Origin of the sequence: Alishewanella jeotgali KCTC 22429, from assembly GCF_000245735.1 — a bacterium.
GTDB classification, from domain to species: Bacteria; Pseudomonadota; Gammaproteobacteria; order Enterobacterales; family Alteromonadaceae; genus Alishewanella; species Alishewanella jeotgali.
On sequence record NZ_AHTH01000002.1, the window covers coordinates 21,410 to 45,988 of the forward strand.

Annotated in this window: 15 protein-coding genes; 12 read left to right on the plus strand and 3 right to left on the minus strand. The window is 46.4% G+C overall.

Annotated elements, in window-relative coordinates:
- Window positions 1-105 precede the first annotated feature (105 nt).
- From AJE_RS00330 to AJE_RS00350, 5 genes are all read left to right on the plus strand, one after another.
- Window positions 106-315 (plus strand): hypothetical protein, encoded by a 210-nt coding sequence (locus AJE_RS00330; RefSeq protein ID WP_237709268.1) that lies wholly within the window; start codon window positions 106-108, stop codon window positions 313-315.
- 54 nt (window positions 316-369) lie between these two features.
- Window positions 370-1,071: a hypothetical protein gene (locus AJE_RS00335; protein WP_008949158.1), complete on the plus strand. Its 702-nt coding sequence runs from the start codon at window positions 370-372 to the stop codon at window positions 1,069-1,071.
- A 54-nt stretch (window positions 1,072-1,125) separates the two neighbouring features.
- Window positions 1,126-2,163 carry a hypothetical protein gene (locus AJE_RS00340; RefSeq protein WP_008608595.1) on the plus strand — a complete coding sequence of 346 codons (1,038 nt, stop codon included), beginning with the start codon at window positions 1,126-1,128 and terminating at the stop codon, window positions 2,161-2,163.
- A gap of 166 nt (window positions 2,164-2,329) precedes the next feature.
- Window positions 2,330-3,457, plus strand: coding sequence for an ATP-binding protein (locus tag AJE_RS00345; RefSeq protein ID WP_008608593.1), 1,128 nt, complete (start codon window positions 2,330-2,332; stop codon window positions 3,455-3,457).
- Window positions 3,454-4,716: a vWA domain-containing protein gene (locus tag AJE_RS00350; protein ID WP_008949159.1), complete on the plus strand. Its 1,263-nt coding sequence runs from the start codon at window positions 3,454-3,456 to the stop codon at window positions 4,714-4,716. The genes AJE_RS00345 and AJE_RS00350 overlap by 4 nt, the downstream gene beginning before the upstream one ends.
- Before the next feature lie 91 nt (window positions 4,717-4,807).
- On the opposite strand, the gene AJE_RS00355 is transcribed toward AJE_RS00350, so the two are convergent.
- Both AJE_RS00355 and AJE_RS00360 read right to left on the minus strand, forming a co-directional pair.
- Window positions 4,808-6,589, minus strand: a complete 1,782-nt coding sequence (locus AJE_RS00355; RefSeq protein WP_008949160.1) for a hypothetical protein — start codon at window positions 6,587-6,589, stop codon at window positions 4,808-4,810.
- Between the two features lie 15 nt (window positions 6,590-6,604).
- Window positions 6,605-7,375 (minus strand): metallophosphoesterase, encoded by a 771-nt coding sequence (locus AJE_RS00360; RefSeq protein ID WP_008949161.1) that lies wholly within the window; start codon window positions 7,373-7,375, stop codon window positions 6,605-6,607.
- Window positions 7,376-7,685: 310 nt separating this feature from the next.
- Between AJE_RS00360 and AJE_RS00365 the strand changes: the two genes are divergently transcribed.
- From AJE_RS00365 to AJE_RS00375, 3 genes are all read left to right on the plus strand, one after another.
- Window positions 7,686-10,310 carry a PD-(D/E)XK nuclease family protein gene (locus AJE_RS00365; protein WP_083835084.1) on the plus strand — a complete coding sequence of 875 codons (2,625 nt, stop codon included), beginning with the start codon at window positions 7,686-7,688 and terminating at the stop codon, window positions 10,308-10,310.
- 1 nt (window position 10,311) lies between these two features.
- A complete protein-coding gene (locus tag AJE_RS00370) occupies window positions 10,312-13,464 on the plus strand; it encodes a UvrD-helicase domain-containing protein (protein WP_008949163.1) in 3,153 nt (1,050 codons plus the stop codon).
- A 99-nt stretch (window positions 13,465-13,563) separates the two neighbouring features.
- Window positions 13,564-15,660 (plus strand): AAA family ATPase, encoded by a 2,097-nt coding sequence (locus tag AJE_RS00375; RefSeq protein ID WP_008949164.1) that lies wholly within the window; start codon window positions 13,564-13,566, stop codon window positions 15,658-15,660.
- A gap of 120 nt (window positions 15,661-15,780) precedes the next feature.
- Here AJE_RS00375 and AJE_RS00380 read toward each other — a convergent pair whose 3' ends face one another.
- Window positions 15,781-16,794 carry a helix-turn-helix transcriptional regulator gene (locus AJE_RS00380; protein WP_008949165.1) on the minus strand — a complete coding sequence of 338 codons (1,014 nt, stop codon included), beginning with the start codon at window positions 16,792-16,794 and terminating at the stop codon, window positions 15,781-15,783.
- 208 nt (window positions 16,795-17,002) lie between these two features.
- Here AJE_RS00380 and sbcD point away from each other — a divergent pair, with 208 nt between their 5' ends.
- The 4 genes from sbcD (at window position 17,003) to AJE_RS00400 (ending at window position 24,291) form a co-directional block, all read left to right on the plus strand.
- Complete coding sequence (gene sbcD / locus AJE_RS00385; RefSeq protein WP_008949166.1) at window positions 17,003-18,229, plus strand: exonuclease subunit SbcD; 1,227 nt, start codon at window positions 17,003-17,005, stop codon at window positions 18,227-18,229.
- Window positions 18,226-22,017: an AAA family ATPase gene (locus AJE_RS00390; protein WP_008949167.1), complete on the plus strand. Its 3,792-nt coding sequence runs from the start codon at window positions 18,226-18,228 to the stop codon at window positions 22,015-22,017. Before sbcD ends, AJE_RS00390 begins: the two co-directional genes overlap by 4 nt.
- A 205-nt stretch (window positions 22,018-22,222) precedes the next feature.
- Window positions 22,223-22,894: a HEPN domain-containing protein gene (locus AJE_RS00395; RefSeq protein ID WP_008949168.1), complete on the plus strand. Its 672-nt coding sequence runs from the start codon at window positions 22,223-22,225 to the stop codon at window positions 22,892-22,894.
- Between the two features lie 263 nt (window positions 22,895-23,157).
- Window positions 23,158-24,291 (plus strand): protein NO VEIN domain-containing protein, encoded by a 1,134-nt coding sequence (locus AJE_RS00400; protein WP_008949169.1) that lies wholly within the window; start codon window positions 23,158-23,160, stop codon window positions 24,289-24,291.
- Window positions 24,292-24,579: the final 288 nt, after the last annotated feature.

Here is a 24,579-nt window from a genome sequence, read left to right on the forward strand (position 1 = left end):
TGTAAATGTAAATACCGGATTAGGATTGCTGTCAATAATTAAACATTAACCTATCCTTAAGTTAACTTTGTTTTTGGCTTCGCCCTATCTCATACGAGGAAATTTATGTCTCAAACGATGTTACGTGACGGTGCCGGGCGGGTATACGCCTTTATCAATACTGAGCCAAATGGCGATCAAACTATTCGACCAGCCGATGGCGTGCCGATTGGTCGATACTATAAAGGTATGGATATGACCATGGATTTACGCAGTGGTCGTCAAATCGCAAAAGGGAATGCCTTGATGGCGTTAGTGCCGCCACCGGTGTACTGATGCGTCACTATGTTTATGTTTCAAAGAACTGAAATCTGTAATTAAGGATAATTAATGAAAGAAGCGGTATCTGCAATTCTAGGTTTTTACGAGGAAGTTCAACCTCGACTTCAGCATGAATATACCTGGAAAATTCCCGTTGTTGACGGGTTTTCTTCCACTCCACTGTCGGGTTATGACGCCAATGTTGAACTGAAAAAATTCTTAAACAAGGAATGGAAAAGTGCAGACTTTGAGAAGAAAAAAGAATTGGCGAGGTTTGTGGTGGCCGATTGGGGCGGCGTCAGAGCAAACAAAGTTGAAACACTTGATAGATACATAACACAGGCAGATCTCCAGAGACCGATTACGCCTCTGCAGGGAGTTGCAAGTTACTCAAAGATTTTTGCGATCGCAGCGCCAGAGCAATACGCTATCTACGATGCCAGAGTGGCAGCTTGCTTAAATGCCTCTCAATTCTTAAACGGTGTCCGGCGAGGACTTACGTTTAACTATGTTTCTGGCCGAAATAATATTATCGGGCATGCAACAAAAAAACAGGGATTTGTGTTTCACCCATCTTTCAAGTCAAATGCTTTACATACTGTTGGATGGGATGCCATTCCAAAAAATGAAACCTACCAAACTTACTTAACCTTGCTAAACAGCTGTTCTAAAGCGTTATCAAATATTCCTCTTTATGCTCTTGAAATGTGTTTATTCGCATTTGCCGAAGAACAATGTAATAAAGCGCTTGCTAAGTTCGCCAGCAGTTAAAACTGTGCCAGCACAATCTGAACATATTAATCAAGGTTTACCAGGGGGAGTGGGATGTGGTTTGAAGAGCTAACCGGTTTTATTGAACAGGATGCATCACAGGTACATCAACAGATTGCAATACAAGGCGACAAGCTATTGTTTAAAAACTCGGGTAAGGTGGTGCAAGCAGGGACACTTAGTACCCCATCGTTAGCGGAGTTAAACGAACAGGCGCAGTTGGTTTTGCATACCGATGCAGTGGTAACCGGCGTTTTGTCGCTGGAAGAAGTGGTAGCGGATGTACAAGAATTGCATGCCAACCCAGATAATGCCGGTGCTTTATTCCAGGTTGCATCGCAGTTTAATCTACTAGAGATGGTCTCACCAGATGTAACGCCGGAGCAGGGTGTTACCCGCTATCAAAACGACAAAACACAGGGGCCTGCCTGTGCCATTGCCTGCGGCGCGGGGTTAATATACCGCAATTACTTTGTACCAGTTGGCGAACAGCTGGGTCAAACAGCCAATAAGCAGCTTAATATGCTTGCTTCGCTGGAGCAGGCATTGGTGCGTTACTTCAGTCAACTGGCAGCAACGGACTATGCAAATATTACGTCACCCTGGGTAATGCAAAATGGGTATGCACTGCCAAGTAAACAGCAACTTATTCTGATCAATAAGGTGCTTGCAGGGCTAAACCCAACGGAATATCAGCAGTTAAAAGAGCTGGTTTGCATAGGGCTGCAATATGATACTCAGGTAACGATAAAGCAGGCATCACATTTGGTTACTCAAGCCTATTGCTCTGCAATGCCTGTGGCTTATAGCTACCACTCCAATGATTTATGGCAGCCATTGGCAAGCTTAATTCTGGAAGCTGCCTATGAAGCAACCTTTGCGGCAGCGGTTGTGAATGCAAAGCGCACCGGCAATAAACGGCTGTATTTAACGCTGTTAGGCGGAGGCGCCTTTGGTAACCAACCGCAGTGGATCTTAAATGCGATTAAACAAGCCTGTACTCGTTATAAAGATTACGCCTTAGAGGTAAAAATTGTGAGCTACCGGTATTCAAACCCGCAGCTTGCGGCGTTGCTCTCGTCATTAACCTAGTTCGCGCAGTAAGCCAGTGCTTGAATGCCTTTGCCTAAGGTAAAGCCTGGCTGCTTATACATCATTTTTCACTCTTATCTCATTGATTTTTCAACTTCGGTAATGGCGCGACATATCTTGTCGCGACACTGCCTTATGCTGGGTTATCTACTAGTCAGAGGTGTCTATGTCCGCAAATCGCCAGATCTTAACCACCCCAAAAGAGCTACAACAATTTCTATCGCTTCAACTTAAGTTGCTGGAAAACGCTGAGCATGCATCGCTGGTCGCGCCGGTGATGCTATGGGGCCCACCAGGTGTGGGTAAAAGCACTATCGTTCGTGAGCTGTGCAAAAAACAGGGGATTGGTTTTATCGATATCCGGCTTGCACAGCGTGAGCCGGTGGATATTCGTGGTTTACCGGTAGTGCGCGGTAATCAGGTTGACTGGTTACTCAGTGGCGAATGGCCACGCGATCCGAACAGCCGTGGCATTATTTTGTTTGATGAAATCACTGCGGCCGATCGCAGCCTGCAAGTTGCAGCTTATGAGATTATTCTCGATCGGCGGCTGGGTGATCTTTACCAATTACCCCCTGGCTGGTTGGTATTAGCGGCTGGGAATCGCAGTGGCGATCGCGCAGTGGCCTATACCATGTCTAGCGCCTTAGCGAACCGGTTTTGCCATTTGGAGCTTAAAGCTGACTTAAACAGCTGGACGCTGTGGGCACGCAATCATGAACTCGACGATGGCCTGATTGCCTTTTTACGTTATCAACCACAATGTTTTTTTGATATGGAAACCGATGTTGAGCGGGGTTGGCCCAGCCCGCGCAGTTGGGAGAAAGTATCGTTTTATCTCAAGCAGCGTGAGCAATTAGGCGAAAGCCTGCTGCAAAAAATACTCTGTGGTTTAGTGGGGCCGGGGGCGGCTTATCAGTTAATCGCCTTTTTAAAATCACGCTCTGAGATGCCAGATATTGATTTAATGCTTAACGGCAAAGTGCCTATAGAGATCCCAGAGCGGCCAGATATGCTTTTTGCTTTCTGCTCAGCGTTAAGTCATCAGCTTTGGCGGCAAGATACCATGTTAGACACCCGAATCGGACGTTTTCTGGATATTGGCGTTGCCATGAGCGCCGATTTCGCGACCTTGGCATTAGTAGATTGTTTACAGCATCCAAAAGAGAGTGAAGTGCAAAGAAGAACCGAATTACTGCTGGGGCATAGCAAATTTAGCCAGTGGTCTGATAAACACGGCCAGCACGTTAATTTGGGTAAAGGGGCTAACCTGGCCGAGGATGCACCAATATGACAGCGCCGCTCAGTATTCATTGCCGCTATCCTAATGCGCTGGAACTGCGGGATAAACAGCAGATGCAAGAAGAGTTAACGCAACTGCGATCGGATATGTTGCTGAGCCAGCCTTTTGTGGCGGTGCTGGCCATGCGTTTAAAAATGGTGGTGGTGGTGGATGATCGGCTGCCCACCGCCTGCACCGACAGCCAGCATATCTTTTTTAACCTGGATTTTATGCGTAAATGCAGTGCGCCACAGCGCCGTTTCGTTATCGCACATGAGGTGTGGCATTGCGTAATGGGGCATTTTCTACGCCAGCAACAGCGTGATCAACAGCGGTGGAATTTCGCCTGTGATTATGAAATTAATGGCATCCTGAGCTACTTTTTTAAACGTGATGATCTGCCCAATAATATTTTGTTTGATCAGAATTATCGGGGTAAATCTGCCGAGCAAATTTACACCTTGTTGGGTAAATTACCGGACAACGAGTGGACAGAAACCTACTATCAGCCTGGTAATCGATTACCCGCTGGCGGAGCACAGTTTGACCAACATCAACCTGACCTCAGTATGCCAGATTTAGAGGAATTTAAGATCGACCCCGATTTTCGACCACAAAGCCCCGCTGAAATGGATGTTGAACGTTGGCGCGAATTTACCGCTGCAGCGGGACAAGTCACTGGGATTACTGCAGGTAGCTTCGGGGCAGATGTGCAACAGGTAATAAAAAATGCGCTGAAACCACAACTGAATTGGCCTACCTTATTGCAACGTTTTATTCAGCGCACCATAAGTGGCAGTTATCAATGGCATAAACCGGCCCGACGCTATCTGGCCCAGGGTTTATATTTGCCAGGCAGGCAAGGGCAGTGTCTGCGGTTGACACTCGCCATTGATACCAGTGGTAGCACCTTACAAGACTTGCCAAAGTTTTTAGCCGAACTTACTGCCATCTTACAGGGTTTTGAACAGGTACAATTGCAGGTGATAAGCTGCGATGCCAGCATTACCGATGTTAGCTTTTATGATAAATCTGATCTGCCGGCGCTAACAAAGTGGCAAGCAAAGGGGTTGGGTGGCACCAGCTTTACTCCGGTATTTCATTATATCGCTGACGAGCCGGACCATGTGGGCATACCCAATGCGCTGATATTTTTTACAGATGGTTATGGCAATGCGCCAGTCGAGGCACCTGCATATCCGGTCATTTGGGTGCTAAGCCCTAATGGCGAGCCGCCGGTAAAGTGGGGCGAAGTGCTGCATCTTCAATAAGCCGGATAGAATAGTGGAATACACGATTATGGTTAAACCTTAAGCCAAAAACGCCAGCATTATAACGATAGCTGGCGTTTTGATTAAGTGATTAAGCAGATTTTGCCAGTGCCGCCTTGGTATACCATACCTTTACACTGTCATAGGAAACGTCTGCAAATCTTGTGATAAAGGGTAATTTACTGTCATAGGCCATGGCTAAAAGCTTAGGCCGAACATATTCCGGAAACACCCGCATGGCAGCAGGTAAAATGCCGCTAAGCAATTTAGGTGATACGCTTTGCAGCAAAAATTGGAACAGCTCTTTAAGCAGCTGTTGCTGGTCAGCGTTATCGGCTTCTGCTGTTGCGCTAAGCTGTTTAAAATAATGACATAACCGTTTTAACCCGGGTACTAAGTTTTCATTCAAATTTAACCAGGTATTAGTTTGTGCCAGTTTTTTCTGCGTCATTACCGCCAGAAAATCCAACTTCTCGTCCAACAACAGATGGACAGCCTCACTACTTAGCATGGTACACAGGGTAAAAAAAGCCACCGGCTCGCTGGTTAATGCCGTCTGTACCATCAAAGGCATAAAATCGTCTGCTTCTGGCAAGCCGTTACGCTTTGCTTTAAGCCAAAACAAAAAATCAGCCTCATAACTTTCAAAAACACGATCCACCTTAATATTCCAGCGCCAGTTTGATAGCTTAATGCCCGTTGGCTCTTGCCGGAAATGTACCTGGCGACGTTGGTTTTTAAGATGCAAGACCGCCCTGAGTTCCCATAATTTCTCAATATCGTAGTCAAGCTCGGCTAAGGCTTGTAATAGCATAATGGCATGGCCAACATTGTAGGGCTTGTATTGACGAAGAGCCTGTTGCAGCAATGCCTCAACCAACTCCTGATCCATATGCTCAGTCAGTTTTTGTAGGGTGTCACGAATCATGCCCTCGTTAATAGAAAAACTGGACTGATCCAGTAATTCCGGGGCAAAGATGCCGTTGGTAAAAATTAACGGCGAGCCAACGGCTAACCGTTGCAGGTTAGGGCAATCGGTGACATGAAGTTGATCAATTTGCACGGCAGCTAATTCAGTTAGCGCGCAACGGCGTAGTTTAACGCTTTGCCAGCGGCCGGAAAGAGCAACACTGCCATGCGCTGCATCAGTTAACTGCGCTTCCTCAGCGCTAAAATCAGCAGGCGCAGTGAGCTGACTAAATTGTGGGCACTGTTGTAGTTGCAGGCGTGCCAAACCCGGTTCTAATACCGCAATAGTGCGCAAGCCTATCGCCCGTTGCACAACAAGATGTTTTACCTGACTAACCGTTAGGCAATCGATCCCTGCAATATCGGTAAACAGCAGATGATCAATATTAGCAAAAGTAGGCACAACCGCTTGTTGATAGCCCCCGTAACACACCACCAAGCTATGGTCTGGCAATTCCTGCAAGGCAGAAAAATCGCTTACCGTCATTTGGCTTAAATCAAAAAAGACTACTTCATGAAACAAGGCCGCTTTAATCTGCGGGGTGAGCGTAAGCAGCTCGTTATCCTGCAGCCAGCACATATCCAGATGCGCTAATGGGGCTTCGATGGATAAGCCATGTGGAAAATTCGGTAAATCAAGATGCACCACCCAACGATTCTCGTTATGTCCACTGAGTTGCATAGTTTTTAACGCAGTTGCACCCTGTACCCGTACGTGCCGCTCGGCAGGCTCAGGGCAATGCAACGCTAATGTTTGCAATGCGCTAACCTGATAAAGGTCTAAATGTTTAAGCTCGCGCTGCTGAATATACACTTGCTCCACCTGGTTATCGGTTAAGCAACTGCTGTAATCCTGATTTAAGGGTAAAGGCGAGGTATCGCTAAAATGCTTAATAATCGTCATAGCGTATTCCCATTATTAAGCAAGGTTAGCGGTAGCTGCATTAAAACCAGCTAGCAGCTCAGGTAAACTTATTACCGTTAGCCGGTGGGTATAATATGCCCCGGTATCAATATAGACGCGGTTGGAAATATATTCGGGGGTTCTTACCACCACATGGCCGGATACCACGTAATCGATATTGGATACGCGTAACCTTGCTAAGTCATTTAATTGTTTAGCTTTTAAGATCCCACGACCAGAAAGTAAGCATCGTTGCCAACGCGGCTCGCCAGCCGCATTTTTCTCAGTTTGGTTACTCAACTCGGTATCATTTGCTAAATTGCGTAAACGCTGCCAGCAATTTTCTGGCACATCGCCATGAACCACACCGATACGTAGATCTGAGGTGATAAGTTCCAGCGCCAATGGCTCAGCTGCCAAGTGGTGTAATTTTGTAAGCACGGTATTGGCTTCATCGCGGTTAAAGGCTTTTAGGCGGTCAAACCAGTCGCCATCATTCTGCATCCAGTAATTGTAATCACCCACTGGATAATGGTCGTGGTTACCCGTTACCATTGCAATGTATTTTCTTTCTAAGCCTTCCAAAACAAAATCAACTACTTGCGGGCAATGGTCGCCACGGTCAATTAAATCACCTACCAGCACCAGCAGATCGCTGCTTGGGTCAAACTGACGCGTATGTAATGCCTGTTCAAGCAAGTCAAAACGGCCATGAATATCACCGCAGAAGAAAATATTGCGGTAGTGTTCAACATTGAGCACTTTGAGTTTGGGTACGGATGGCATCGGCATTTCTCCTGGCGGGCGATTTCGTAGTAACTCCCAAGTGTAAAGTGTGCCTGCGACAAGATGTGTCGAATCAGCTTTGCCCGTTGAAAATTAATCTATAAGACACGACGCAATTTGTCGCATTGTCCTGATAGTCTGAGAATGATGATGTTTCCTAGTTAAAGCAGAAATACTGATTTGGAACACCTGTAGGTTTTAACAGTTAGTAAAAATAAATTGGTATTTAATAACTCTTTAATGTTTATTATAACTCACTGATTAATTGTTGTTTGTCCAAAGCTTATAACGTGACTAAAGGTGGAAATGGATGATAGTACCTCTTGAGTATTGTGTTTCACTTAACTTCTTCGAACGTCAGCATGCTCTGCAGCTTAAAAATGGATTGGGTCAGCAGCACTTGGGGCGTCTTTCTTTCTTGGCCTTACTTGAAAGTCGTTTAGCGCTTCCTGTGATTGAAGAGCAAACCCGACAAGAGGCTATGTTAGCGCTACTCAATGATTCTCTTTCAATACAGGATGCACCCTACCAATCATTCCAAGTGAGCCCCAGCGTTGTCAGCCGGCAGTTACTGAGTTGGTATGACACACTCACGCTTGCTGGTTGGCAAGGTGAGCCTTTTAATGACAAGGCATTGTCTCGATTTGACATAATGGTAAAGCTCTATCCATTACTTGCACAAAGTTACGCAAAATGGAGTGAGGCCGCGCGTATTAATCGTCTTATTTCTGTTTTGAATACAGAACAAACTGGCATCAAGCGTATTACTCTTGAGCAACCGCAAGCGTTTTATCCAGCCTGCTGGCAAGCGCTATTTAAAGTTTTAGCGCAAAGTTTGACTTTGGTTGACGCGCAGCCACTATCTACTCTCTCAAATGATACCCTAAAGGCTGGTATTTATCGGGTCAAAACGGCTGGGGCTTTAGCAAGCTGCTATGCCGCTGCCCAACTATGGGATAATTACAAACCAAGCAGAGCTCTTGTGGTAACTGAGCTGGCCGAGTTATTTGATCAAGTCTTCGATAGCTATCAATTACCTGTTGTGGGGCTTAGCTCTGAAAATGCAAATCGTTTAGCCATACAAATCGTTAATCTGGCTTGTCGCTTATTCGATGGCCAATATCAATTTGAAACCTTACATGCCATTTTAGTGCATCCCCTGTGTCCAATTGATTTCTCATTAGCGCAACAACTAGCCAGAAGTTTGGCCAATAACAAAGGTTTTGCCGAAAATTGGCCGCAATTGTTTGCAGACTTGCCAGTCGACCAACAGAGCTGGTTACTGCAGCTTCCTAAACAAAATGACGAAAATAAAGAAAAGCTGATAAGCCTATTGAAAGCGGTACAGGCAAAATGCGCAAAACGCTATGCCGTAACTGAAGGCTCGCTGGATAAAGCACTTTACGGGAACTTAAGCGCTAAGCTAACTACGATTATCGATAAAATCGCGGTGTTATCCATAACGTCAACGCTTGAAATTTCCCGATTTCTGGAAGACGCACAACTTATACAGCAAGCAAGTCATTCAAAAATGGGCGCCGTAAACGCACAATACCGAATTGAAGGGCTAGCTCAACCAGGCATAGTGTTGCATCAACCAGACTTAACGCTTTGGTGCGGTCCTTATCTGCAAAGTGAGCATCAGTTACCCGATTGGCATAAATCGGAATGGCAAAGCTTGAATCAAAAGTATCCAGCATTTTCACCCGCTGCTTTACTACAGCTACAACATTATGATTGGCAGCATTTTTTAGCGAATGTGGCCCATAGCGCCAGTCAAACCGTGGTTGTTTTTGAGCACTCCAGCGAAAGTACCACTCATCCATTGTTTGATGAGATCTTGCATAAGTACAAACCGAAAACAATTGAATGGACTCAGTTACTAAATGGCTTAGCTGTTGAGACCACCCAAGCGCCGCTATGCGCTGATGAAGTAAAGCATCTGCCACTACCCGCTAACAATCGTTATCTTAAGCTGGACGTTGCTATTCCAGTCACCGATGAAATGTCAGCTTCGCGCTTCGAAAAGTTGATATTCAAACCCAGTGATTTTGTTCTGAACTACATTGCTAAACTGCGTAAGCAGCGCCTCGAGCAGGTTGAGGTAGATAATATGCTAAAAGGTAATGTGGCTCATAAAGTCTTTGAAACATTTTTTAAAGCATTCCCAAATAGCAGCCAATGGCTTGCAGCGAATACAAATCTCGATAACTGGATAAGCCAACATTTTACGGTTATTGCAGAACAGTACGGTCTGCCACTTTTAGAAGCGGGGCAGCATCTGGAGCAACTTAGACTCCAACAGACAATTCAAAGAGCGCTTCAGGCATTACTAAACTATTTCACAGCCAATGGTATTGTAAATGTGCAATCTGAACTGAGTTTACAGGGGATAGCGCTGAAAATTGGTCAGCATCACTTTAACTTATTAGGAAACATTGACTTTGTGCTAACGAACCAACAGGGTGAAGTGTTTCTGCTAGATGCTAAGTGGTCAAACAGTGGCGATAAAAAATCCAAAGAGTTGGAAGAAAATCGAGCAGTGCAATTGTATTTTTATGCTGCAGCTTATCATCAAGCCTTTAAGATTTGGCCAAAAGTTGGCTTTTTTATCGTCGAATCTACACACCTGGTTTGTGACAGTCTATCGGCTTCCTTTTTTCCAAGTAGCGACGTGCAGATGGTAAAAAATGCTGAACCTATTGGTCAAAGCTGGCAGGTATTTGAAACCCTTGCTAACTGGCGCTTTGAGCAATTTCGCAATGGGTTGTTAGAGTTGAACGATCCCAGATTTGAAATAACGGAACAACCGGAAGATCCTGCCGCTAAGGAAATTCTGGCGCGTTATCAAAAATCTCAAAAAGCAGATAAAGAACGAGATCCCTATTCTGATTATCGTTATTTAGTAGGTTGGGCCATTGAGGGAGCGCAATAATATGACAGCAGAAATTCAATTTATCAGTGCAGGCGCTGGCAGTGGCAAAACCTACACGATTACTGAGGCTTTAAATCGGGCCTTGTTAGAAGAAAACTTTAGCCCAGACAGCATTTTTGCTACAACCTTTACTAAAAAAGCCGCACAAGAACTGCTGCAGCGTGTACGCGAAAAAGTGCTACAAACAGTCGCCGCAGATCCTTCAAAGCAAACGTTGGCGCTACAAATTAATCAAGCAAAAATAGGCACTTTGCATAGTCTTTGTGCAATTTATGTTGAACGTTTCGCCTTTGAATTAGGCTTAAGCCCCAAACTCAATATTATAGATGAACAACATGCAGAGCAGATGTTGTACGAGGTGTTTGAGCAATTAGCAGATGTTGAGGCTGTGCAAAACATGATTGAGCGAGCCTTAGCAACAGGGATGCGTTTTGGTTTTGGTAAAGCCGGTTTTAAAGGTGAAAGCACCACTATTATTGATTTAGCGGTAAAGCTGGTACAAGAAGCACGCGCAAATGCCATCGCGCCTGAAGATTTTAAAAAAATGGCGCAAAGTAGCTGGCAAGCCTACGAGAGTCTTCTACCAGCAGTGGATGAAAACAACGAAATTAACCTTAAAAGCTATTTAGAATTAGCCAAAGCTACCGTGCGCAACCTTGAAGAGGTTTACGCTGCAAAAAATAGGGACTTTCCTGGGTGGCTAAAAAAGCTCAGAAGTAGCAGCTTTGTTGATCCACAGCGTTTCAAATGGTCTGATTGGGAAAACGATGAAGGGTTAAGCGGCAAAGCTGTGTTGCCATATACTCAGCTGCTACTTAGTTTTAAGGATCGTTATGCTGAATGTAGTGATTTTCGTAATGACCTAAAGCAATTTATCGAAGACATCTTTGCCTTGGCCGAAGGGCTGGCAGTTCGCTATCAGGCAGAAAAACGCAAAATTGGTTATATCGACTATGCCGATCTTGAAGCGTATTTTTTAAATATTATCCAAAATCCAGCCTACCTCAGTGCTATTGCTCCAGAGTTTGCCTTTGTACTAGTAGACGAGTTTCAGGATACCAACCCGATGCAGCTTGCTATTTATAGTGAGTTATTTAAGGTTGCCCGCAAAGTTACATTGGTCGGCGATCTAAAGCAGGCAATCTATGGCTTCCGTGGTGCTAGCCCGGAGTTAATGGAGCTACTGATCAATAAACTGCGTCAGCAAGGGCATAAAATTACTGCTTTGGAATCCTCGTGGCGCTCTACGTCTGAGGTATTGGCTTATTCTAATCAGTTATTTACTAAAGTGTTTAACGATCAACAGGTAGCACTCAATTTAGTTGAAAAAAATAACTGGCAGGTTCCGGCTGAACAATTCTTACCAGCGGTAAGTCACTGGCCTTTATTAGGGAAAAATGCAGCTGAATATGCCAAGGATTTGTGTCATAAACTGCAACAATTAATGCAAAAGCCGCCATTGATCCCTGCCAATAAAGATGTAGGTACAACAGAATCGGTCACGATGCGCCCGCTTCGTTGGCGAGATATCGTTATTTTAGAGAACTCCAATGCGGATATCCGAGCAACCGTGGCTGCACTTCAACAAGCTGGGATCCCTGCAGTAGCTGAGCAATCTGGGCTAACTGAGCAAGCCGAAGTCATATTGGCACTGGCTGCACTGCAGTTAGTAATAGAACCAGATGATACTTTAGCGCAAGCAGAGTTTATTACGTTATACCAGCAGCAGGGTTTAACAACCTGGCTGAAGAACGTTTTACAGCCAGAAAGTACTCTGAGCATAACTGAAGATGCCCAGCAAGTTTTGCGTGATCTACATCAGGCTAGATTACATTTGGCCCCTGAAGAACTGCTAAGTTTAGTCATAACTAAACTTAAACTGGCTGATATTATTGTCAGCTGGGATGGCTCGGCCTATCAGAGTGAGCAACGTTTAGCGAACCTCGATGCGTTGCTTAACTATGCACAAGACTATAGTCAATTAAAGCAGGCAATGCGTTTGCCAGTAAACATAAATGGTTTTTATAACTTTTTAAAAAATAAGGCGAAAAAGGATTTAGATCTGCAGCAAGGTAGTGCTGGGGATGCAGTACAGGTAATGACAGTGCATGCTGCCAAAGGCTTAGAGTGGCCAATGGTTATTGCTAATTTTCTTGATAAGCAGATAAAGCATCGCCTGTTCAGTGTTAAAGCGCTTAACAGCGATGTTGATTATCAGATTGAACAGCCACTGCAGGGGCGCGCTTTACGCTTTTTACCGTCTTATAAAGCCTCTCGAGGCACAGTCGATAAGAAAGACTCACTCGAAAAACGTATGCTGGAGCAGGGCCTTGGCGTCAATGAGTTACAACAAGCCTTATCTGAAGCCAAACGCGAACTCTATGTCGCGCTAACGCGAGCTAAACACTATTTGGTTTTAAGTCGCTTAGACGCCGAACCCGCCAACTTCAGCTTTTACGATAAGTTTCCGGAAATATTAACAGGGGTACCCAGCAACCTTACATTGCATGCTCCGGCAAATACCCAACCACAAGCCCAAATTCGTTGGCGAGCTATCTCGGCATTAGACCGCTCTGCAAGAAAAATTATCCCTTCGGCGATGCATGGCGGGCAACAGCTTTGTGTGGTGGTTAAGCAGCAATTTGGCCAAAACCTTACTATCCCCAAGCAGGTAGTCGCCAATAAACAAGAAAGCCAACTTGGCGATCGAATTCATCAGGTAGTTTCTTGGGCCGTTAGTAACCCAGGAGTTAATTTAGAAAAACGCTGTACAGCCTTATTAGCCGATTTTGGGATACAAGATCAGGAGTTTATCGCCGCCTTAAGCAATAATCTTAATGCATTTATCCAGCACCTCCATGCCGAAGGTTTGAGCAGCTGCCACAGTGAGTTACCCATTAACGTGGTAAATCCTGCAGGGCAGGAAATTAGTGGCAGTATTGATTTGCTGGTGCAGTTAGAAGATGGATGGCTGATCATTGACCATAAATTATTTTCTGGCCAAAACACGGAAACAGAGTATTTAGAAAATTATGCCGGACAGTTGCTAGCCTACAAGCAAGCCTTAATGCTTGCCGGTATGCCTGCCGCAAACATGGCGATACATGCAGTTACTAAAGGTACCTTGTATAAATTGGCTGAACATCAAGTTTAAATTAACGTAGCCTTAAAAAAGCTCATCGCTAATTTTTACTCGACGCAATTTGTCGCAGCTACCCGGCATACTGGTTCTCCATTACAGAGGAGTGCCACTATGCCGATAGCAAAGCGTAAACCACGTCGTCACCAGCCAGAGTTAGATGCAGCTGCCAATTTTGAGCATCTGCCGATTGGCTTGTTGTGGAACTATCGTTTAGTTCTGGAGTGTAATGTACTCAGCCGGTTCTTTGATCAGGATGGCGAGCTGGATCGCGAAGATGCACAAAGTGTAGGCATTCCGGATCAGGCGATGGAGTTTGATCGCGCCCAGATGCAGCGCTATCTAAAACAGCAAATCAAAGTACTGGAGCGGCAGGTTGAACAGGGCGTTCCCTTGTCATTGCGCAGTAATGCGCAACAACTGGCGCAGTTGGTTGGTTTAAACGACACTGAGCAACAGGTGCTGATCTTTGTGGCGTTGGTCAAGACCGAGCAAATCGTTAACAACCTCTGCGAGATGATTCGGGTTAAGCATCTGAGTAGCCTGTGTAAGCTGGTAGCGAAGGCGCTAAATTTACCGCTAGCTGATATCAAAATGGCCTTAAGCGATAAATCAGCCTTACTTACCACCGGCATATTAGAGCTGGAAATTCACAGTTTTGGTAACACCATTGCCGATTGCTTTGACTTTCTGAGTCAGAAATTCAGTGAATTACTGCTATCTGACAACGCCGAACCGACAGCGTTTTTTAAAGAAATTATCCAGCAAGCGCCGGCATCTACTCTTAAGCTTGAGCATTTTGCCCATGTGCAACAAGACTTGGATATCTTATTACCTTATTTGCAGCACAGCGTAGCGACCAGCAAAGCTGGGGTGAATGTCCTGCTGTATGGCCAACCTGGCACCGGCAAAACCGAACTGTCGCGGTTATTGGCACAGCAGCTCAATGTCACTTTACATGAAGTCAGTTGCCAGTGTGATGATGGCGATGCCATCGCCGGTAATGCCAGAATGCGGGCATACCGCTTGGCGCAGCGTTGTTTGGCCAATACCCAAAGCCTGTTGCTATTTGATGAGGTAGAGGATGTGTTTATCCAAAATCCGTTTGCCCGTCAGTCTGAGCAGCGTAAAGGCTGGTTAAACCGGATGCTGGAGCAAAACCCGGTTCCGACCTTATGGTTAACCAACAATCATCAGATTATTGATCCAGCCTTTATCCGCCGCTTTGATCTGGTTATTGAAATGCCAGTACCACCACAAGCACAACGCGCTGAGTTTTTGCATCAGGCTGCAGGTGGCATCTTAACGCCTAATGCTGCCATGCAGCTGGCGGCACACCCAAGGCTAACGCCAGCAGTAATCGATCGTGCCAGTAAAGTGGTACAAAGCATTCAGCTTGATACTGATAAGTATGATAAAGCGACGCTACTGCAGCGCGTGATGCAGCAAACCTTATCCGCGCAGGGGCATCAGCTACCCTTTGCTAAGGGCCAGGAATTAGGTGATGTGTACGATCCAGGCTTAATTAATACTGAAGCGAATTTGAGCGTGATTGTTGAGGGTTTAAAGATGCAGGGCTCTGGCCGCTTATGTTTGTATGGCCCACCGGGTACCGGTAAAACTGCCTTTGCGCATTATCTGGCCAAACAACTGGCTAAGCCGTTAATTATTAAACGCGCCTCGGATCTGTTAAGCCCCTATCTTGGTGAAACAGAAATGGCGGTGGCGGCAGCTTTTAATCAGGCGGCAAAGCAGCAGGCTATTTTGCTTATTGATGAAGTGGATAGTTTTTTACAGGATCGCAGTAAGGCACGGCAAAGCTGGGAGGTGAGTATGGTTAATGAGTTACTCACACAGCTTGAACGCTTTGACGGACTCTTTATTGCCAGCACTAACCTGATGCACAATTTAGATCAGGCGGCACTGCGGCGCTTTGATCTAAAAGCCTGCTTTAGTTACTTAAAACCGGCACAGGCGCAGCAGTTATTGCAGGCTCATTGCCAGCAATTAGGCTTAAATGTTTGTGATACAAGCTTGCAACGTGTCGCTAGCAGCAGCGTGTTAACCCCTGGTGACTTTAATGCAATACGCCGGCAGGCACGGTTTCAGCCATTTGCCAGTGCGCAACAGTTTGTAACAGCACTCTTGACCGATGTGGCGTTAAAAACTCAGCACCAGACTGAAAGCAAAGGGATAGGTTTTTTGCAATAAGCACTAAGCATTTAGCACAGTCGCGGTAAAGCACTTTAGCATGTTATACCGCGAAATTTTTGAGCATCCCATTCAATTTTTAAGCAGCTGTTTGAGGGAGAACACTTCAGGCAAGGACGCCTAATCCTCAGCGTAAAGCGCTGCGGCCCCGCGGATTTTATCAACTATTTCCTGCCTAAGCTCGGGTGGAGATACCACCTGAATAGCCAAAGAGTGAGATAAAATCCACCACTGTAATTGCCAACCATCAATAACAGTGGCGCTGAGTTCAAACCAGCCGTCGGCAGCCGGAGTAAGCTGCATATCTTCTGCTAACGGCGCTTCATGCAGAATTTTAGCCAGATGCGGGTTAACCCGGGCCACAAACTGTATGGCCATGCCACTGCCAAACTGCATAGCGCCCGCGTTAATATACTGCGCCAGTGAAAAGCCATCAGGTATTTTTATTGTTGTATCGGTTAGTGTTAAGGCATTAAAGCGATGTAATGCGAACAAGCGCTGATCGGTATAGTCGCCAATTGACGCCACCAGGTAAGTAATGTGGCCGCGTTGTACCAACCCCAGCGGGTTAATCTGATACTCTTTTTGGACCTGATCGTGGATTGCCGTATACACCGCAGCCAGTTGTTTGCCCTCGGTCATCGCCTGTTGCACTGCTTCGTAATGTTCAGCCGGCGTTGCGGGTGGCGTTAAGGGTAAAGCGGGTGAGACCACGGCAATTTTATCTGCCAACAAGCCTTTGCTGTTGCTGCCATCCAACGCATCAATTTTGCGTTTAGCCAAAGCAAAGCGATCTTTTAAGCCTTGCAGCATAGTATCTGGCAGGATAGTTTTTAAAGTGCCTTCAACCAGCTGTAACATCATCGCATCAGCAACGCTTACGCCAGGGATATGGCTGGTTTTATCCTCCATCCAGCGCCAATACTGGGCATTGCCTTCTTTATTACAATAAATGGGAAAGGGGATCGACAAATCAATCAGATCTCTATCCACTGTGCGGCGGGTCACCTCAAAACCAGCGGCAGCCAGTTTGTTATGAATATCGCTAACACTAATCCCGTTTCCTTGCGAGGGGATCATCTTTAGCACTTCCCACTGGCGGCTTATCGAGGCGTTATTTTTATTTGATGGCATCGCTGACTCCTTGCAAATCCACTTTGCCGTCATCTTAATGGCTGACTTAACAAATGAAAAGACTAAAATATCCCTAAAATCAGCACTTAACCATCTTGTTATCCGGTAGTATCTGCATAACGTTTTAGCTAAACCACATTTTGCTCGTCACATTTTGTCGTAGGCCTATTTTAGACTCACCAGTGATTAACCGCACAGGAACTGCAGCATGAAAATCCTCCATACTTCCGACTGGCATTTAGGCCAGAATTTTTACACCAAAAGCCGCAAAGCGGAGCATCAGGCATTTTTAGACTGGCTACTGCAGCAGATTACCGCACAGCAAATTGATGCGGTTATTGTGGCCGGGGATATTTTTGATACCGCTACACCGCCCAGTTATGCCCGTGAGATGTATAACCAGTTTGTGGTAGATATGCATAAAGCCGGTTGTAATTTAATAGTGCTGGGTGGCAATCATGACTCTGTTTCAGTGCTTAACGAAACCAAATCGCTATTAAAGCAACTGAATGCCTATGTTGTCGCCAATACCAGTGAAGATGCGGCAGAGCAGGTGATCCCGCTTTGTAACCGTGCCGGCGAAGTGGGCGCGATCCTCTGTGCCGTGCCCTTTATTCGGGCCCGCGATATACTGGAAAGTAACGCCGGTGACAGCGCCGATGCAAAGCGCGAGGCCCTGGCCTTGGCGATCAAACAGCATTATCAGCGGCTTTACGAAGAAGCACAGCAACAACAGGCCGCACTACCCAATTGGGTACCGATTATTGCCACTGGTCATCTGGCTGCTGTGGGGGTTACAGCTTCCGAAAGTGTACGCGAAATCTATATCGGCACCTTAAATGGCTTGCAAGCCGACACCTTTCCGCCAGCAGACTATATTGCGCTTGGCCATATTCACCGGCCACAGCTGGTAAGTAAAAATCGACCCATTTACTATTCGGGTTCACCCATTGCGCTAAGCTTCGATGAGCTTTCGCATAAAAAACAAGTCAATGTGCTGGAATTTACTACCAATAAAACACTGCAGCTGGACTTACTTGAAGTGCCGACATTTCAGCCTTTAGCTGTATTAAAAGGCGATCTGATGGCATTAGAACAGTCCTTGCAGCAGTATGCTGACCATAGCGGCGTACCAGTTTGGCTCAGCATTGAAGTAACAGGGCAGGACTTTTTAAGTGATATCCAGCAAAAGATCCAGCAACTTACACAAGACCTACCCGTAGAGGTACTGCAAGTTAAACGCAGCCGCAAGAACGTGCAGACTGACACCACTAAAACGGCCGAGCGCACCTTAACTGAGCTTACTCCAGAAGAAGTATTTGCCAAACGCCTGGCACAGCAAGATTTTACCAAGGATCCACAGCAGCCAGAGCGCTTAACCCTGCATTTTGCGCAAACCCTTGCCAGCTTGCACGAACAGGAGGCTAACGTATGAAGATTTTAACCCTACGCCTGAAAAACCTGAACTCGTTAAAAGGTGAGTGGAAAATCGACTTTACTGCCGCGCCCTTTGCCGACAGTGGCCTGTTTGCGATCACCGGGCCAACCGGGGCCGGTAAAACCACTTTATTAGATGCGATCTGCCTCGCGCTCTATCACGAAACGCCGCGCCTGGGCGCCATTAATAATAACAATAATGAAATTATGAGCCGCGGTACCGCCGAGTGTTTGGCAGAAGTGGAATTTGAAGTAAAAGGTATCGCTTATCGCGCGTTTTGGAGCATGCGTCGTGCCAGAAATAATGTGGACGGGCAGCTGCAGGCGGCTGCAGTAGAATTAGCGGAAGTTGCCACCGGTAAAGTGCTGGCCAATCAGATTAAGCCCAAATTAGATGAAGTGGAGCGTTTAACCGGGCTGGATTTTGGCCGTTTTACAAAATCAATGTTGTTATCGCAAGGTGCTTTTGCTGCATTTTTAAATGCAAGTGAGAGTGAACGCGCCGGGTTATTAGAGCAGCTTACCGGTACTGAAATTTATGGTTTTATTTCACAGCGGGTGTACGAGCGTTACACTGCAGCTAAACAGCAGCTGCAGGCCTTGCAGCAACAAGCCCAGCATATTGAACTGTTAAGTGAAGCACAGCAGCAAGAACTGCAGGATGCCCGTCAAGCCTTAATCACTGCCAACCAGCAAGCAGAGCATCAACTCAAAGCGCTGCAACAACAACTTAATTGGTATCAGCAGCAACAAGAGCTACTGAGTCAGCAAGCAAGTGCCCGGCAGCAAGTAACTGAGGCACTGCAAGCAGAGCAGGCAGCTGCTGCGGATCTAAGCCGCCTGAGTTTAAGCGAACCAGCAGAAATACTGCGTACGCCCTGGCATTTATTGCAGCAGGCAGAGCAACAACTTGCCGCCTTACAAGCCGAAGCCAGCCAATTAATCGCGCAGCAGCAAAAGCTAGGCGAAAATGTTGCTCAAGCACAGCAGGTGCAACAGCAGACTGAGCAGCAATTTAACCAAGTGCGCCAGGCACAGCACCAGCATGAGCTGCTGATTATGGATAAGGTATTGCCGCTGGATAGCCAGATCCAAGCTATGACTGAGCAGCTTAAACAAACGCAGCGGCACCAGCAGCAAAGCCAGCAGCAGCTATCTGAGTTAACTTTAGACCATAGTCGTTTAAGCCAGGCGTTATCCGTTACCCAACAACAGCTGCAAAGCACACAGCAATTTTTAGCTGAACAGCAGCACGATGACGCTTTAGTAAGCCTGTTACCGGCCTGGCAGCAACGGCAGCAGTATTTGCAGCAGCAACAGCATGAAATTCAAGCCGTAAAAGCACAGCTGCCAACGCTGGAACAGCAAATTAACCAACAACAGCAACAACATACGGGTTTAACTACCCAAGCTCAGCAAGCGTCAACAGAGCTTAGTCAGGCCCAGCAAGCGGCCGAGCAAGCTAGCCAGCAGCTGTCGGCGCTGCACCAAGATGGCGATTTAACCCAGATCCGAGAGCGGCTAAAACAACAGCAAACCTGGCTTGATGCAGTAAAATATGCACAAAGCACTCAGCAGGCTTATGGCCAACTTGCGCAGCAGCAAAACGGCTATCAGCGACAAGCCCAGGATTATCAGCAGCAAGCTGAGCAATTAGTGACCCAGCAAGCGGCATTAACTGCTCAGGTAGATCTGGCCAAGCAGCTTGTTCATAGCCTCGGGCAAACTATTGATACAGAAAGCCAGCTGGCCAGCTACCGGCAACAACTCTGTGACGGCGAAGCCTGCCCACTGTGCGGCGCCACTGAGCATCCAATGCGAGCACACAGTATTGCGGTACCGGAAATTATTCAGCAGCAAGCGCAGGCCAAAGCGCAGTTAGATAGCCTGACAGGTCAGTTACAGGCCACCACACTGAATATTGCCAAACTTGAACAGCAGCAAAGCTTATTGGCTGCAAGCGAGCAGCAAGCTCAGGAAAAAAGCGCTGAGCTCTATCAACAATTTAGTAGCTGGTGCCTGAATTTACCGGCAGCGCTGCTGGCGTTCTGGCAAGCAGCGATTGCAGGCAAGGGACAGCATGTCGTTTCGGAGGCTGCCTTAATACTGCAGCAGTTAGCCGAGGCAGACGAGCAGGGCGCCCGGGCGCTTGTGCCACACCCCGAGTTAATGACCGCGCTTAATACAGCGCTGCAGCAGGCCATCGAATTGGATAACGCACATTTAACGCAGCTATTGCAGGCACAGCAACAGCTAGCTCAGGCGCAGGCTGCGTTAAACACTAAGCAACAAACCCATACAGCGCTGACGAATCAACTGGCATTACTTGCGCAGCAACAGCACAGCACCCAAGCTGAGTTAAGCCGGCAGCAGCAACAGCTTAGTAAGTTAGAGCAACAAAGCGCGGCAGCCTTAACGGCACTTGTGCAAGATATTGCGCAGCAAGGCTTTAGCCTAAACAACAGCCTAAGCCTGCCGGAGCTGGCCAGTTGGCTAGCACAAAAAACACAAGATCTAACGCGTTATCAGCAATACCAGCAGCAAGGACAAAAACTGACACAGCAGCTTGCCGAACAGCAGAATCAGCTGTCTGGCCTGAGCGCACAACATCAAGCCGCAGAGCAAGGTGCAGCGCACCTGGCGCAAGGGCTTAACCGCTTAACAGAAAGCCTGACTAACCTAACTGCCGAGCGACAGGCACTTTACGGTAATAAGGTGGTAAAAGACGAAACGCAGGCCTTTACCGTGCGCGTACAACAGGCCGAGCAGCACCTGTCTCATGCTCAGCAGCTGTTACGCCAGGCCGAGCAGGCGCAGCAACACAACCAAACGGCTGCGGCGCTTAATCAAAGTAAAACCGCCGAGCAGCAAACCAGGCTTGCTGAACAAAGACGCGCATGGCAACAACAACGTGAAGCACAGCAGTTTAGCAGTAATGAGGCCTTTTTAGCGGCGTTATTGCCAGCAGAGGAGCGTAGCCGCTTAACGCAGCTAAAACAGCAGCTCTCTGAAGCAAAAACCACCGCACAAACGCTACTGTCGCAGGCCAGCAGCAAGCTTGAGGCGCTAATGGCACATACTGAAGCCGCAAACTGGCAGCAGCAAGTACCGGATGAGGTGGCGCAGCAGCACAATAACCTGCAACAACAGCGTGAACAGCAATTGCAGCGCCTGGGAGAAATGCAACAACAGCTACAGGAAGATGCGAAGCGCCGGCAACAACATGCGGCACTGCTCACCGAGATCACCAAAGCAGAGCTGGCCTTTGTTGACTATGACGCGATGAATGACTTAATCGGTTCCGCCAAAGGCGATAAATTCCGTAAATTTGCCCAGGGTTTAACGCTGGATAACCTGATTTATCTGGCCAATAAACAGCTGGAGCGCTTACACGGGCGCTATGCGCTAAGCCGCAAAAATACCGAAGGTTTAGAGTTATCAGTACTGGATACCTGGCAGGCCGATACGATACGCGATACCAAAACGCTATCGGGTGGTGAAAGCTTTTTAGTGAGCTTAGCCTTAGCACTGGCGTTATCTGATTTGGTTAGCCATAAAACCAGTATCGATTCGCTGTTTTTAGACGAAGGCTTTGGCACCCTGGATGCGGAAACTCTGGATATTGCTCTTGACGCGCTGGATAACTTAAATGCTACCGGTAAAACAATAGGGGTAATTAGCCATATCGAAGCCATGAAAGAGCGTATTCCGGTGCAGCTTAAAGTGACCAAAAAAAGTGGCTTAGGCATCAGTGAGCTTAACAAAGAGTTTCGGGTAGAGGCATAAAGCAAACGTAGAAGCCGGCATCGGAAGTAAGTAGCGAATTAGCAGGGTAAAGGCCTGCTTACTTCCGCCAAGATGCAGCAACCTAATCATCTAAAAGGGGTTATCGGCGCAGGCTAGTACAAAAGTTGTAGCTAAAGTACTTGCCTAAGCTGTACCTGATATGGCATTAATAGGGCCAGAAAAAGCAACCAGGAAGCTGATTCAAATGGTATTAACGGATTTAAGCTACAGCGCCCTTAAAGCCTATCAACGGCAACATCGTGATCATTTCCCGGAAAACCTGTCACTGCGGGTACACCGCGCCTTAAGTTGGCTAAGTAAAGCCGAACAAGCCAGGGCCAACAAAGATACCGACACCGAATTTATTTACTACTGGATCAGCTTTAATGCCGCTTACGCCAACGAATTTGGCGAAATCGACCGGGTCGGCGAAAGAGAACTGTTTGAAGCCTTTTTAAGCAAAATTGCCGATCTAGATACCAGCGAGAAGCTATACCAGCTTATTTGGCAACAATTTAGCGGCAGCATCCGCCTGCTAATGGACAATAAATTTGTTTACCAGCCATTTTGGGATTACCACCGCGGCCGCATCAGTGAAGAAGAATGGCAGCAGCGCTTTATGGCATCAAAGGTCGCACTAAACGTGGCGCTGGCATCAAAAAATGTGCCGGTAGCCATGGCTCAAATTTTTACCCGGCTTTACACCCTGCGCAACCAAATTATCCATGGCGGCGCAACCTACAACAGCCAGGTAAACCGCGAACAACTTAAAGACGCTTGTAACCTGCTAAATAAACTCATCCCCTTGATTATTGCACTGATGATGAGCGCACCGGATCAGCTTTGGGGGGAGGGGTGTTATCCGGTGGTTTCATGAATTTTTTATTGGCTACATAGCTATGTCTATGGGTTTATCTATATAAATCTCTACAAGACTTGCGTCCCTAAGTTACACCCAGACAAACATTTAACTACTTCAGAGAAACCAGTTGAAAATAGTTACATCAGGGATAGCTTGATATGTGATAGTTCCTGAATTAAAGCAAACAATGCTCGTCTCTTGGCTAGACTGCTTTTAAAAATTGATTGTTGAAAATGCAATTGATGCACTAACTTTAAATATAAATCGGAGAACCGATCATGTCGCTATGTTCTACAGAGCTTGATATCTTTACACAAAAATTTGACACTACCTATGAAGACAAAGCGTTAAGTGTCCGTGGACAATTTTTGTGTTCTTATCCGCTTAACAAACTCAAAAATATTACTCTCGATGAGTATGTAATCGGCAAGGGCACAGCGTCATTTTGTGCGTGTGTCGAAGCAAAGACCAAGGCTTGGGCAAATATGCAAGGTGCAACTGCAAACAAGTTTGGTATTTACTTCGGCAAGACAAAATCTGATCCAACAATGAAATACCGCTTTACTCAGAAGTTTGGAAAGACAAAAAATGAAGCTTTTAATGGAGTTAAGGACGCACTACTAGATCTTATCGAAGCAGGTAGGTCGAAAAGCTTTAGCGAGATTGACGATAACCCACTTTCTCAGATGTTCAAGGCCAAGATATTGAGCCTTTACTTTCCAGAGCTGTACTTGAATATATGCAGTTCCGAACATCTCAAAAAAATTGCTTTGGATATGAAAATTCCGGAGCAACAATTCGTGAGCGAGTATCAGCATTTGTTAGTCGAAAGAAAAATGGCGAACACGATCACTAAGAAGTGGAGCAACCCAAAATTCATGTCATTTCTTTACGCTAAGTTTATTCGTGGCGATTTGAACACAACTCCGTCAGCGGCAGTCAAAAAACCTCGACAACAAGTCAGGCAGAGAGTTAATTTCGAAGACATTGCTGCAAACCGAGATGCCATAGGTAAGGTAAGTGAAGAGTTCGCCATCGAATGGGAAAGAAATCGATTAATCGGCCTCGGCTATCAAGAGTTGGTAGCGAAAATAGAAGATAGACGTGACATTCCATCCTATGGATATGACTACCTTTCTTTTAGTGCACCAGGGCAGGAAAGATACATTGAGGTTAAATCAGTCGGCCGGGATAGAAAAGGAAACTGCTACCGGTTTTATCTTTCAGAGAACGAACTTTCGACTTCCAACTCTGATGAGAACTGTAATCAATACTACTTTTATCTAGTGCTCTTTGGTAAGGATGGAAAACCATGCGACCTTTTGGCGAGACACGCCAAAGAGTTTTATACGAGTAGTGAAATAAGTCCCTGTGCGTATGTGGTGAGGTTTGATCTTGAAGACCGTAGTTAGCCATTTCGCTCGTGACGGGTTTGCAAGACAATAAATCTGATTGCTTTACGCTGCATTTCAAGTGGCAAATTGTGGCGACGGCACATCCGTATTTTGCTCGTAGTTGACCACTACAAACTTTACCCTTACAGCGGAAGATTTGGCGCACCAAGTAGCAGCCCTTTAAGCTCAGCGCCATGTATAAAATAACTGCGCCAACACTTTGGCACTGATAATAAAAATAGTCTGCCTGAAAAACATACACTGAACACTTACACAGTGTGGCGCTATTTTGGTAACGGCGTATTC

What these genes read in the sequence shown, in the direction of transcription:
- AJE_RS00345 (WP_008608593.1), top strand. Translation starts at nt 2,330, where the DNA reads ATGTCCGCAAATCGCCAGATCTTAACCACCCCAAAAGAGCTACAACAA.
- AJE_RS00355 (WP_008949160.1), bottom strand. Translation starts at nt 6,589, where the DNA reads ATGACGATTATTAAGCATTTTAGCGATACCTCGCCTTTACCCTTAAAT.
- AJE_RS00340 (WP_008608595.1), top strand. Translation starts at nt 1,126, where the DNA reads ATGTGGTTTGAAGAGCTAACCGGTTTTATTGAACAGGATGCATCACAG.
- AJE_RS00375 (WP_008949164.1), top strand. Translation starts at nt 13,564, where the DNA reads ATGCCGATAGCAAAGCGTAAACCACGTCGTCACCAGCCAGAGTTAGAT.
- AJE_RS00370 (WP_008949163.1), top strand. Translation starts at nt 10,312, where the DNA reads ATGACAGCAGAAATTCAATTTATCAGTGCAGGCGCTGGCAGTGGCAAA.
- AJE_RS00360 (WP_008949161.1), bottom strand. Translation starts at nt 7,375, where the DNA reads ATGCCATCCGTACCCAAACTCAAAGTGCTCAATGTTGAACACTACCGC.
- AJE_RS00350 (WP_008949159.1), top strand. Translation starts at nt 3,454, where the DNA reads ATGACAGCGCCGCTCAGTATTCATTGCCGCTATCCTAATGCGCTGGAA.
- AJE_RS00380 (WP_008949165.1), bottom strand. Translation starts at nt 16,794, where the DNA reads ATGCCATCAAATAAAAATAACGCCTCGATAAGCCGCCAGTGGGAAGTG.
- AJE_RS00365 (WP_083835084.1), top strand. Translation starts at nt 7,686, where the DNA reads ATGATAGTACCTCTTGAGTATTGTGTTTCACTTAACTTCTTCGAACGT.
- sbcD (WP_008949166.1), top strand. Translation starts at nt 17,003, where the DNA reads ATGAAAATCCTCCATACTTCCGACTGGCATTTAGGCCAGAATTTTTAC.
- AJE_RS00400 (WP_008949169.1), top strand. Translation starts at nt 23,158, where the DNA reads ATGTCGCTATGTTCTACAGAGCTTGATATCTTTACACAAAAATTTGAC.
- AJE_RS00390 (WP_008949167.1), top strand. Translation starts at nt 18,226, where the DNA reads ATGAAGATTTTAACCCTACGCCTGAAAAACCTGAACTCGTTAAAAGGT.
- AJE_RS00330 (WP_237709268.1), top strand. Translation starts at nt 106, where the DNA reads ATGTCTCAAACGATGTTACGTGACGGTGCCGGGCGGGTATACGCCTTT.
- AJE_RS00335 (WP_008949158.1), top strand. Translation starts at nt 370, where the DNA reads ATGAAAGAAGCGGTATCTGCAATTCTAGGTTTTTACGAGGAAGTTCAA.
- AJE_RS00395 (WP_008949168.1), top strand. Translation starts at nt 22,223, where the DNA reads ATGGTATTAACGGATTTAAGCTACAGCGCCCTTAAAGCCTATCAACGG.